The organism is Stutzerimonas stutzeri RCH2, assembly GCF_000327065.1.
In the GTDB taxonomy this organism is placed as follows: domain Bacteria; phylum Pseudomonadota; class Gammaproteobacteria; order Pseudomonadales; family Pseudomonadaceae; genus Stutzerimonas; species Stutzerimonas stutzeri_AE.
The window spans coordinates 3,121,246-3,133,358 of sequence record NC_019936.1 but is presented as its reverse complement, the minus strand read 5'-3'; the positions used below and the strand labels follow the sequence as shown (position 1 = coordinate 3,133,358).

Sequence of the window (12,113 nt, the reverse complement as noted above, 5' to 3'; positions counted from 1 at the left end):
ACTTCCCAAGCCGCGGGTGACCCGCCAGCCACGCTGTGCTAGAAAGCTCGCCGTCCCGTCCCTGCGTTCCCGGAGTTTCGAGTGGAGTCTGAGTCCATCGTTTATGGCTGCATCCGTGATTGGCCTTCCGCCGACCCCGAGCAAAGCCGCCAACGCCGGGCGAACAATCTGGCTGCGGTGCAAGCGCTGCCGCAGGGCGAAGCCTGGCCCTTCATCGGGCGTGAGATGTTTTCCCTCTGCCGTAACGAGGAGCTGGGTCTCTATCAAACCCAGGTCATTCACTTCGGCGCCAGCTACCGGGCGGTGGAATACGAGTGGACGCTCTGGGTGCAGCGCTTCGAAGAGCTGCTCAAGCAGCTGTACTGGACCAGCGCCGTGGTGCATCTGGAAACCGAGCTCAACGGCACGCACACCTTTCGCTGGCAGACCGAGGCGGGTAGTCACAGCCCGCAGCAGAGCGACCTGCGCATGCGCTGCGCCTGGGAGCGGGAAAGCGGTCTGTTCGGCTGACTCGGGCGCTGCTCAGTCCAGCCACTCGCGTGGCACGTCACGCCTGAGTGCCAGTTGGCATTGCTGACTGTCGGCGTCGAAGACGATCACCGCTTCACCTTTGTCCAGCGCCCGGCGCACCCGTGCCACGCGGGTTTCAAGCGGGGTTTCGTCGCCGTTGTCGGTGCCCTCGCGGGTGACGAAATCTTCGATGAGGCGGGTCAGGGTGTCCGGTTCGAGCTGGTCGTGGGGTATGAGCATGGGGCTTCTTCGGATGGATCGAGCGTGGCGCAGAGCAGCGCAACCTAGCTCGCGCCGCTCTGCAGATAACTGTCCAGGCAAGCATACAGCTGCCGGCTTTCCAGTGGTTTGCCGATGAACTCATCCATCCCCGACTCCAGGCCGCGCTGGCGATGCTCGGCCAGCACATGGGCCGTCACCGCGATAATCGGCACGGCCTGCAATTGCTGGTCGGCTTCGAGCTTGCGTATCTGCCGGCTGGCCTCGAACCCGTCCAGCTCCGGCATTTCACAATCCATCAGAATCAGTTGCACGGCGTCCGGGTCGCGACGGTAGAGGTCCACGGCCTGACGTCCATTGTCGGCAAGCTGCACGGCGTAGCCGCGTTTTTTCAGCAGGCCACGAACCACCATCTGATTTACCGGATTGTCCTCAGCCACGAGGATGCAGGGTTCGCTTTGCAGCGGCGCAATCGAGGCTTTGTCGGTTTCGGCCGATTGCGCTGGCTCGCGTTCGTAGAGCGCCTGCAACGCTTCTCGCAGCGGGGCGCTCTGGAGCGGTAGCGCCAGGCTAATCAGGCGCAGATCAGGCGTCAGCGGCGGCGGCTCGTGAATCGGCGAGTAGAGCATGAGCATCCGCTGATTCGCCTCAAGGTATGGCCGCAGGCGTTCCAGCCATTGGCTTGGGCTGCCTGGCCATGGCGCCAGTAACACCAGCAGCGGCGGGGCAGTGAAGTCGGCGAGATAGTCCGGTAGACGATCCGGCGTCAGGCAGCGTTCGGTGCGCATGCCCCAGCGCCGCAGCAGATGGCTGAGCGCCTCCAGACCCTGGGCATCCTGCGAGGCAAGCAGAGCGGGGCGGCCTGCCAGCAGCTGTGTTAGCGGGTCTTCCACGTCGGTGGCGGTTCGCAGTGGGATTTCAAAGCAGAAACGGCTTCCGCGGCCCGGGGCGCTCTGCACCTCGATATGGCCGTTCATCATTTCCACCAGCTCTTTGCTGATTGCCAGGCCGAGCCCGCTGCCGCCGTAACGCCGGGTGGTGCTCGAGTCGCCTTGGGAGAATGATTCGAAGAGCTGCGCCAGCACTTCCTGACGCATGCCAATACCGCTATCGCTGACGCAGAACACCAGCCGCGGTCCGCCATCCGGCGTCTGGCGGCAGGACACTTCAAGTAATACGTGGCCGTGTTCGGTGAACTTCAAAGCATTACTCAGCAGGTTCATCAGGATCTGCTTGAGACGCGTCGGGTCGCCGCGGATTCGCCGCGGCACACCGGGTTCCAGACCAACATGCAGGCTCAACTGCTTTTCCAGTGACTGGGCGGTGAACAGTCTGATCGTTTCGGAGATCAGGATTTCCAGGTCGAAGTCGATGTCTTCCAGGCTCAGCTTGCCGGAGCCTATCCGTGCGTAGTCGAGGATGTCATTGATCACCGCCATCAGCGAATTGCCGGAGCTGGAAATGGTATCCAGATAGAACTGCTGGCTGCGGTCCAGCGGCGTTTCACGCAGCAGTTGCAGCATGCCAAGCACGCCATTCAGCGGTGTGCGGATCTCATGGCTCATCTTGGCCAGGAAACGGCTCTTTGCCTCGTTCTCACTGGCGGCCCGCTCGGCGGCTTCGCGCGAACGGTAACCTTCTTCCTTGAGCAGGTTGATACGGTCGGCCAGACCAATGGACAGGGTGATCAGCTCGAACGCGACGCTGGCTTTGACCACCCCAGCGCCATACAGACCGAATAGCTCGATGCCTAGCGAACCGGCGGTGACAAGGATAAATGAAGCCAACAGCACGCCCCAGGCCAGCGTGTAGTAAACCCCATAGCGCACGCCACGGCGCCAGACGAAGGCGCCGGCCAGCAGTAGCCCGGCAGACACGACGATCACCGTCACGCTGGCCAGGATGCTCCAGCTCTGCACGTCCAGCACGAGGCCGGAAATCATGCTGCCCAACGCAGCCAACAGGGTGCAGCGCAGGAGCAGGTCGAGCCGCGGGAATAGCTCGCGGGTGTGCAGGAAGTGCCGGCTGAACTGAATGGCGATCAGGCAGTGGCTGAACATCAGGGCATAGATGCCAAGCGCCACCAGCCCGCCATCGTCGGCCAGCCACTTGACCAGCAGACCATCGAAGGAAAGGGCGAACAGCCCGACATTGAGGGTGTAGACCAGATACCAGAAGTAAGCCGGCTCGCGCAGGGAGGCGAAGAGGAACAGGTTGTAGCAGAACATCGCGAACAGCACGCCATAGAACGCACCGCTCAGACCGCTCAGCTCCTGCTCCTCGGCGGCGCTGGCGTTGTAGGTGCTGAAGTACAGCGGGACGTACAGCGTGCTGGTCGTCTTGATCCGCAGCAGTAGCGTGGTGTCGCCTGGAGGCAGTTCGACCGGAAACCAGAAATTGCTGACTTTTACCGGCCGCTGCGCGAATGGGTAAATATCGCCGGTGAGCTGGCGGCTGATGTTGCCGTCGGGGTATTGCAGGAACAACTCGATATGATCGAGCAGGGGATAGTTGATCTCGATGAAGCCGCCGACGGGATTGCCGAGGCGGTTTTTCAGGTCGGCGCGTAACCACCAGGTCGAGCCGTTCTTGCCTTCGTTGACGTGCCCGCCCGTGACTGGTCGAAAGCGCTCCGATGACAGCGCCATGACATCGTCGACGCTCAGTTGGCCATCCGGGTCTTCCAGATAGCGCGTGCCGCCGCCCAGCGACTGGCGGGAATCGATGGAATCGACCACCACAGGCGTGAATGCCCAGACTTGGAGCGACAGGCAACACAGCAGCAGAGCCAAGCATGCACGCGGCAACATGTTTCGTTCCGGAAGGGTGTGTGCCCTGTGGCAGGGCGACACATATTAGTAGAGCGATGTGACGGTACCGATTCCTTCGGGCTCTACATGGCGCCTTCAGAGTGCCGCACGTCCTTGTCCGGTTATCTTTGCCGAGTTACCCGTGATGCGGCAAGTACAGCTTGCCCGAAGCACGCGACTTGTCACGGAAGGCGGCCGCTCAGCCGTTGCGGTCGTGCGGGTCGGCCTGGCGGCCGATGAGGGTGTCGACCGGCGGCACGCGGGTATCGTTTTCCATCTGCGCGTCGTGCTCCAGTTGATGGCTGAAGCGCTCCAGCGAGTCGTTCGAGTGCTGCGAATCGCTGGCGAAGACCGGTTGGCTGAGCATGTAGCCACAGAGCAGGCGACTCATGGCGGCGAGACTGTCGATATGGGTGCGCTCATAACCGTGGGTCGCATCGCAGCCGAACGCCACCAGCGCGGTGCGGATGTCATGGCCCGCCTCGACAGCGGACTGGGCGTCGCTGTGGTAGTAGCGGAACAGATCGCGGCGTACCGGGATCTCGTGTTCGCCGGCCAGCTTGAGCAGGTGACGTGACAGATGAAAATCATAGGGACCACCGGAATCCTGCATCGCCACGGTCACGGCGTGCTCGCTGGATGCCTGGCCCTTGGCTGCGGGTGCAATGTCGATGCCGACGAACTCACTGACATCCCAGGGCAGGGCACCGGCGGCACCGGAGCCGGTTTCCTCGGTGATCGTGAACAGCGGATGCACGTCGATGGGCGGTTCGCGGCCACTTTCGACGATCGCTTTCAGCGCGGCGAGCAGGGCGGCGACCCCGGCCTTGTCATCCAGGTGGCGGGCACTGATATAGCCGCTTTCGGTGAACTCGGGCATCGGATCGAAGGCGACGAAGTCACCGACATTCACCCCTAGCGCGCAGGTTTCGTTACGGCTGTAGGTGTAGGCGTCCAGGCGCAGCTCGACGTGGTCCCAGCTGACCGGTGCTTCGTCCACCGCGGTGTTGAAGGCGTGCCCGGAGGCCAGCAATGGCAAGACGCTGCCACGGATCACTCTGGTGTCAGTGAAGACGCTGACGCGGCTGCCCTCGGCGAAACGGCTCGACCAGCAACCTACGGGTGCCAGGCCCAGGCGGCCGGTATCGTGAATCTCGCGGACGATGGCGCCGATGGTGTCCAAATGCGCGGCGACGGCGCGGTCCGGGCTATAGCGCCGACCCTTGAGGGTGGCGCGAATGGTGCCGCGGCGGGTCAGTTCGAAGGGAATCCCCAGCTCCGTCAGACGCTCGGCGACATAGCGCACGATGGTATCGGTGAAGCCAGTGGGGCTGGGGATGGCGAGCATCTCCAGCAACACGCGTTGCATGTAATTGAGATCAGGTTCGGGAAGTTGTGCGGTCATGGGAGCTCCTTTGAGCGGCGACTTTCTCAGCCACCGAATGGAGGTGAATGTAGGAGAGCGACCTGCTGGTACGGCGCGCGGCGTAGGCGTCCCGGCTCGGTGCCGGGACGCCTGTGTGATCAGCCGGCGGTGCTCAGCGGGAAGAGCAGGTCGATGAAGCGTTCGGCGGTCGGCTGCGGCTGGTGATTGGCCAGGCCGACGCGCTCGTTGGCTTCGATGAAGACGTACTCCGGTTGATCCGGGGACGGCACTAGCAGGTCCAGGCCGACTACCGGGATATCCAGCGCCCGGGCGGCGCGTACGGCTGCGTCGATCAGCTCGGGATGCAGCTGCGCCGTGACATCCTCCAGCGTGCCGCCGGTATGCAGGTTGGCAGTGCGACGCACGGCCAGGCGCTGTCCGTCCGGCAATACGCTTTCGAAGTCGAAGCCGGCATCGCGCAGGCAGCGCTGGGTTTCTTCGTCGAGAGGAATGGAGCTTTCGCCGCCGGTCGCCGCCTGGCGACGACGGCTCTGCTTCTCGATCAGCGAACCGATGCTGGTGCGGCCATCACCAATGACTTCGGCGGGGCGACGTATCGCCGCCGCGACCACTTCGAAGCCGATCACCACGATGCGCAGGTCGAGCCCCGGGTGAAAACTCTCCAGCAGTACGCGACTGTCGAACTGCCGGGCGCGCAGGATGGCCTCCTCTATTTCCGCGGCATCGCGTAGGTCGACGGCAACGCCCATACCCTGTTCGCCGTCCACCGGCTTGACCACCACGCTGGCGTGTTCGGCGAGGAAGGCAGCGTTCTCGGCAGCACTGCCGGCCAGTTGCTGCGCCGGCAGGCAGATGCCTGCCTGCGCCAGCGTGCGGTGGGTCAGGCGCTTGTCCTGGCAGAGCGTCATGCTCACGGCCGATGTCAGGTCTGACAGCGATTCGCGGCAGCGCACGCGGCGCCCGCCCTGGGTCAGCGTGAACAGCCCGGCTTCGGCGTCATTGACTTCGATCTCGATGCCGCGGCGGCGGGCTTCGTCGACGATGATCTTGGCGTAGGGATTGAGCTTCGCTTCCGGCCCGGGGCCGAGAAACAGCGGCTGGTTGAAGCTGTTCTTGCGCTTGACGGTGAAGGTCTGCAGGTCACGGAAGCCGAGCTTGGCGTAAAGCGCCTTGGCCTGCTGGTTGTCATGCAGCACCGACAGGTCGAGGTAAGCCAGGCCGCGGCCCATATAGTGTTCGATCAGGTGGCGCACCAACGCCTCACCGACACCTGGCCGCGGGCAGCTTGGCGAAACCGCCAGGCACCAGAGGCTAGAGCCGTTTTCCGGATCATTGAAGGCGCGGTGATGATCGATACCCATCACGCTGCCGATGATCTGCCCGGAGGTTTCGTCCTCGGCCAGCCAGTAAACCGGGCCGCCCTGTTCGCGCGGGGTGCAGCGCTCCGGATCGACCGGCATCATCCCGCGCGACTGGTACAGGCCGTTGATGGCGTGCCAGTCGGCATCGCTCTGCGCGCGGCGGACGCAGAAACCGCGGAAGCGCTTCTGTGACGGGCGGTAGTCGGTGAACCAGATACGCAGCGTGTCGGAGGGATCGAGAAAGAGTTGCTGCGGGGCATAGGACAGCACCTGATGCGGAGCAGCGACATACAGCGCAATGTCGCGCTCGCCAGCCTGCTCGTTGAGCAATTCGGCGGCGAGTTGTGCAGGGTCGGAATAGGTGTGGCCGACCAGGATGCGGCCCCAGCCGCAGTGCAGGACCACCGGGCCGCAGGGTTCTTCCTGACCGTCCTCGGCGAAGCGTGCCTGCAGCCTCTGGTAGGTCGGTGCCTGTCCGCGCAACAGACGCTGGCCATAGGCTTGGGACTTCTGCATGGTGCGTTCCTTGATGCTAAGTCACGAACCGGCAAGCGGTGGGGCGAAGTCTTCGCCCCCGTGGCGCGTGGCAACCGCAGCCGTTCGTGAGCGGGTTATCGGGGCCTTCGTGGTCGGGCGCCTGCCTCGACCACTATTAGAGGCCTTGTTCGCTCAACCATAGATTGACCGCCGCCAGCTGCCAGAGTTTTGAACCGCGCAGCGGCGTGAGCTGGCCATCCGGATCGGCGAGCAGCTTCTCCAGCGCCTGTGGGTTGTACAGCCCGCGCTCCTGACTCGGGTCGAGCAGCATCTCGCGCACCCAGTTCAGCGTCGCACCCTGCAGGTGCTTGAGGCCCGGTACCGGGAAGTAGCCCTTCGGCCGGTCGATCACTTCGGCGGGAATCACCTGGCGCGCCGCTTCCTTGAGCACGTACTTGCCGCCCTCCGGCAGCTTGAATTTCGCCGGAATCCGGGCCGACAGTTCGGCTACGCGATAGTCGAGGAACGGTGTGCGCGCCTCGAGGCCCCAGGCCATGGTCATGTTGTCCACGCGCTTGACCGGGTCATCGACCAGCATCACCGTGCTGTCAATGCGCAGCGCCTTGTCCACCGCAGCATCGGCGCCAGGCTGGGCGAAGTGTTGGCGGACGAAGTCGCCGGAGAAGTCGCCCTGCACCCACTGTTGCTGCACGGTCTCGGCATACTCCTCGTAGCTGCGATCGCGGAACGCGGCGAGGTAGGCCGCCACCGGGTCCTCGGCGCCATCCACCAGCGGATACCAGTGGTAGCCGGCGAACAGCTCATCGGCACCCTGGCCGCTCTGCACCACCTTGCAGTGCTTGGCCACCTCCCGCGAGAGCAGGTAGAAGGCGATGCAGTCATGGCTGACCATCGGCTCGCTCATCGCCTGGAAGGCGGCCGGTAGCTGCTCGAGGATTTCCTTTTCCTGAATGCGCAGCTGGTGGTGGCGCGTTTTGTAGTGCTTGGCGATCAGATCGGAGTACTTGAACTCGTCGCCGCGCTCGCCGCCGGCATCTTCGAAGCCGATGGAGAAGGTCAGCAGGTTGTCGGCCACGCCGGCTTCGCGCAGCAAACCGACCAGCAGGCTGGAGTCGACACCGCCGGAGAGCAGCACACCGACATCCACCGCGGCGCGCTGTCGGATCGCCACCGCTTCGCGCATCGTATCCAGGGTGCGCTGTTTCCAGTCTTCGAAGCTGTAGTTGCGCTCCTCTTCACGGGCGCCGAATTGCAGTTCCCACCAGCGCTGGGTGGTGGTCGCGCCATTGGCGTCGACGCGCATCCAGCTGGCCGGCGGCAGTTTCTCGATGCCGGCGATCAGCGTGTCCGGTGCCGGAACCACGGCGTGGAAGCTCATGTAGTGATTCAGTGCCACCGGGTTCAACACACCGGCGATATCACCGCCCTTGAGCAATGCCGGCAGCGACGAGGCGAAGCGCAGGCGCTGATCTGTGCGCGACAGGTACAGCGGCTTGACGCCCAGACGGTCGCGGGCGATGAACAGCTGCTGCGTATCGCGCTGCCAGATGGCGAAGGCGAACATGCCATTCAGCCGCGGCAGCAGCGCTTCGCCCCAGGCGTGGAAGCCCTTGAGCAGCACTTCGGTATCGCCTTCGGAAAAGAAGCGATAACCCAGGCCTTCCAGCTCTGCGCGCAATTCGGGGTAGTTGTAGATGGCGCCATTGAAAACCATCGACAGGCCGAGGGCCGAGTCGATCATCGGCTGGCCGGAGGCCTCGCACAGATCCATGATCTTCAGGCGTCGATGGCCGAGGGCGAGAGGGCCCTGGCTGTGGAAACCGCAGGCGTCGGGGCCGCGCGCAGTCAGGTGTTGAGTGATGCGTTCAACCGCAGCCAGATCGGCCGGGCGGTTATCGAAGCGAAGTTCTCCAGCTATGCCACACATAAGATCCTTACCGGTTTTGCCGTTGGGGAGTGTGACTGACCCGTCACGGGCGAAGTTCAGCTTTTCGGACCAGCGCAGCGGCGTCGATCCGGCCTGGCTCGGCTCAGTCATCTTTTTACACCAAAGCAAAAAAATGCTTTGATGTCAAAGTTACTGGTCGTGCGAAGGCTTTAGAATGAGCGAAAAGACAGTTTCAGGCGAAACCAATGATGCTGTGCTGGACGCGTTCGAAATGCCGCTGTTCCAGGCCATGCGCCGGTTGCAGCAGGACGCCGAGGTGCATGCCAAACGGCTGGCGCGTTACGGCGGGCTGAGCCCGGTACAGCTGATGATCCTGCAGGTGCTGGCGAGCGACGGGCAGATGACCGCGAGCGCCTTGAGCCGACGCGTCAGCCTCACCGCTGCGACGTTGTCCGGCCAGCTCGATCGCCTTGAAGAGCGCGGGCTGTTGCAGCGCCAGCGCGATGATCAGGATCGCCGCCGCCAGTGGCTGCTGCTCAGTGACAGCGGCCGGGAACTGCTGCAGGAGGCGCCAGCGTTGCTGGCGCCGGAATTCCGCGCGCGTTTCGCCGCCTTGCCGCAATGGGAGCGCCACGCGCTTACCGCCGCACTGCTGCGTGCCGCCGAGCTGTGCGGCGACATGGAGTGAAGCGACCTAGCGCGTGTTCTCCAGGCTCTTCACGGTGAGTTCCAGCGCCTTGCGCATGTCCAGCCGTGCCGAGCGACCGACATCGTTGTCATCCAGCCGGTAACCACGCTCCGACGGCAGGATCGGCGCGGTCAGGTCATCCGCCTCGGCGGGCTCGAAATCCGAGTCGCGGCCGATGGTCATCGCGCTGCGGCGCAGCAACTCACGCACCTGGTCGGGTGCCAGCTCGGGATTGACCGACAGCATCGCGCCCACCGCGCCGGCTACCAGCGGCGTGGCGTAGGAGGTGCCGCAATGCACGTCGCCGCGCTGTTCGGGATCGAGCGTGGCGGCGCGGGTGCAGGCGGCTGCGGTGATGTCCACGCGCATATCGACGTTGGATGACTTGCGCTTGCGCACGTAGTCCGGGTGTTCCACCGAGACCTTTTTCTGGTCGTTGCGCTCATGGCCACCGACCACCAGCAGCTGCTCTGTAATGAACGAGGAGGGCAGGCGGTAATCGTCGCGCCCGGAGTGGGCCGAGCCGTTGCCGGCGGAGTTGATCACCAGCACGTCGGGATGTTCGCGGCGCAACCAGAGGAAGAATTCCTCCAGCAGCTCCTCGTAGCCGCTCATGGCAATTCCCGAGCGCAGCAGCGAGTCCACCGGCTCGCCTTCCACATCCACCGTGCCGATGCGATGGATGCCCCAGCTCCAGTTGAGGATGCGCGCGCCGTCCTCGACCAGATTCACCGAGGCTGCGACGTTGGCGGTGATGCCGGCATCCGAATTGCGCTCGACGATCACCTCGAAGCCCGGTCCGGTGCCGTCCAGTGCACTGAGAAAGCCCTGGTCGCGGGCATCGCTGGCGTGGGCGGCGAGAATGCCGGCGACGCTGCTGCCGTGATTGTCCGGCCGGTCGGCGTCGCGGGCGTAGAGGCAGGTGCGCTGTTGTTGTGGATCGCAGGGTCCGAGGTACTCGGCGAAATGCGGGGCATCGAAGTCCACCGCACGCTCGATGATGCCGATACGCACCGGCTGTTTTTCGCCGGCGCGCTGGCCGGCGGGAATGCGTTCGCGGTAGTAGTCCACCGCGTCGAGGAAGCGATTGGCGGCCCATTCGCGGTTCTGCGGGCGCTTCTGATCCGCGCTCTTGCCGGTTTCCTGCTCGTCGTTCTCGGCGGCCGATTCCTCGATAACCACGGCATCCACACCCACCTCACTGCCCAGGCGCAGCACCATGGCGTCGCGCTCGGTGAGGTCCTTCACCGGCAGGCGCAGCTGGTAGGTGTTCAACGGCGGGATGGCGCCGACCACCTCGGCGCCGTACTTCTCGGCAAGCTGGCGCGCCTTGTCCAGGCCTTGGTGATCCTCCTCGATGATCAGACTGACCAGATCGACATAGGTGGTCAGGTCATCCATGTTGCGCGCCACTTCGTCGGGCGTGGCGGCGAGCACCTGGCTGCGGCCGGCCGAGAGCCAGACCGGGTTGCTGCGCTTGCCATCGTGTTCCAGCCACAGCGGAGCGCTGCGTACTGCATCCGGCGCGAGCGTCAGGCGCAGCTGGTCGCGGTCGCGCTGGAGCGTGTCGGCATTCAGCCGCTTGCCATCCAGATAGAGCTGCACCTCGCCACGTGGAAGGCCTCTGGCGCTCAGACACCAGCTCTGCGCGTCTTCGGCGAAGAGATCGCCGCAGCGCTTGAGCTGGGTGACGCGGATCGGGTCTTGCGCGGTGGCGGGAAATGTATAGAGCGCGTTGAGCAGGCCGAGGCCGAGGGCAAGACCAGTGAGTTGACGGGTTGTCATTGATTAACGCCGTTGCAGGTAGTTGACGCTGAACAGGTCGCGCGGATCGGTCCACTGGCCAAGGCAGTCGAATCCGGATGCACCGGCCAGGGCGGCGAACGATTCGAGCGTGTACTTGTAGGAGTTCTCGGTGTGCAGGCTTTCCCCCGCATCGAAATGAAAGCGTCGGCCCTCGATGCTCACGTCCTGCGCCTCGGGGCTGAGCAGGTGCATCTCGATGCGCGACTCGGCCTCGTTGTAGAAGGCGCGGTGGATGAAGCGTGACGGGTCGATATCGCTGTCCAGCTCGTTGCGGATGCGCTGCAGCAGGTTGAGGTTGAAGGCGGCTGTGACATGAGCGCGGTCGTTGTAGGCCGCTTCCAGCACCGCACGATCCTTGACCAGATCGACGCCGATCACCAACCCGCCGCCGGCCGGCAGCACGTCGTGCAAGCGCTGCAGAAAGGCAGCGGCCTCGCCTGGGGTGAAGTTGCCGATGCTCGAGCCGGGAAAGAACATCAGCGGATGTTCGCTGCTGAAGTCATCCGGCAGGTTCAACTCGTTGGAAAAGTCGGTGCAGGCGGCATGCACCTCCAGCCACGGGTAGTCCGCAGCCAGGCGCTGGGTGCTGCTGAGCAGGAAGTCCTCGGAGATGTCGATGCCCAGGTAGCTGGTTGGGTGCAGCGCCTCCAGCAGCAGGCGGACCTTGCGGCTCGCGCCGCTGCCCAGTTCGATCAGGTCGCTGTGCGGGCCGGCGATATCGAGGATGTCATTGGCCGCACCGGCGAGGATCTGCTCCTCGGTGCGGGTGATGTAGTACTCCGGCTGCTGGCAGATCTGCTCGAACAGCTCGGAGCCGCGGCGATCGTAGAAGAACTTTGGTGAAGCCCATTTCGGCTTCGCGGCAAATCCGGCAAGGGTTTCGTCGCGCAGCGAGGCGTCGTGTGGCTGTTGCAGCTGATCGTGGAAATGAATTGCCAGCGCCATG

At 64.1% G+C, this 12,113-nt stretch carries 9 protein-coding genes; 2 read left to right on the top strand and 7 right to left on the bottom strand.

Features of this window, described 5'->3' with window-relative positions; genetic code table 11:
• Positions 1-81 precede the first annotated feature (81 nt).
• Positions 82-510 (top strand): hypothetical protein, encoded by a 429-nt coding sequence (locus tag PSEST_RS14285; RefSeq protein WP_015277686.1) that lies wholly within the window; start codon positions 82-84, stop codon positions 508-510.
• A gap of 12 nt (positions 511-522) precedes the next feature.
• On the opposite strand, the gene PSEST_RS14280 is transcribed toward PSEST_RS14285, so the two are convergent.
• From PSEST_RS14280 to PSEST_RS14260, 5 genes are all read right to left on the bottom strand, one after another.
• Positions 523-750 (bottom strand): YheU family protein, encoded by a 228-nt coding sequence (locus tag PSEST_RS14280; protein ID WP_015277685.1) that lies wholly within the window; start codon positions 748-750, stop codon positions 523-525.
• 44 nt (positions 751-794) lie between these two features.
• Complete coding sequence (locus PSEST_RS14275) at positions 795-3,539, bottom strand: hybrid sensor histidine kinase/response regulator (RefSeq protein ID WP_015277684.1); 2,745 nt, start codon at positions 3,537-3,539, stop codon at positions 795-797.
• A 199-nt stretch (positions 3,540-3,738) separates the two neighbouring features.
• Positions 3,739-4,944 (bottom strand): osmoprotectant NAGGN system M42 family peptidase, encoded by a 1,206-nt coding sequence (locus tag PSEST_RS14270; RefSeq protein WP_015277683.1) that lies wholly within the window; start codon positions 4,942-4,944, stop codon positions 3,739-3,741.
• 119 nt (positions 4,945-5,063) lie between these two features.
• Positions 5,064-6,803 (bottom strand): N-acetylglutaminylglutamine synthetase, encoded by a 1,740-nt coding sequence (ngg, locus tag PSEST_RS14265; RefSeq protein ID WP_015277682.1) that lies wholly within the window; start codon positions 6,801-6,803, stop codon positions 5,064-5,066.
• Between the two features lie 136 nt (positions 6,804-6,939).
• Positions 6,940-8,712: an N-acetylglutaminylglutamine amidotransferase gene (locus PSEST_RS14260; RefSeq protein ID WP_041756705.1), complete on the bottom strand. Its 1,773-nt coding sequence runs from the start codon at positions 8,710-8,712 to the stop codon at positions 6,940-6,942.
• 175 nt (positions 8,713-8,887) lie between these two features.
• On the opposite strand from PSEST_RS14260, the gene PSEST_RS14255 reads away from it, so the two are divergent.
• On the top strand, positions 8,888-9,361 hold the full coding sequence (locus tag PSEST_RS14255; protein WP_015277680.1) for a MarR family winged helix-turn-helix transcriptional regulator: 474 nt from the start codon (positions 8,888-8,890) through the stop codon (positions 9,359-9,361).
• A 6-nt stretch (positions 9,362-9,367) separates the two neighbouring features.
• Here the strand turns inward: PSEST_RS14255 and PSEST_RS14250 are convergent, their stop codons facing one another.
• Both PSEST_RS14250 and egtD read right to left on the bottom strand, forming a co-directional pair.
• Positions 9,368-11,146, bottom strand: coding sequence for a S8/S53 family peptidase (locus PSEST_RS14250; protein WP_015277679.1), 1,779 nt, complete (start codon positions 11,144-11,146; stop codon positions 9,368-9,370).
• Between the two features lie 3 nt (positions 11,147-11,149).
• A complete protein-coding gene (egtD, locus tag PSEST_RS14245) occupies positions 11,150-12,112 on the bottom strand; it encodes an L-histidine N(alpha)-methyltransferase (protein WP_015277678.1) in 963 nt (320 codons plus the stop codon).
• Between the last annotated feature and the right edge of the window lies 1 nt (position 12,113).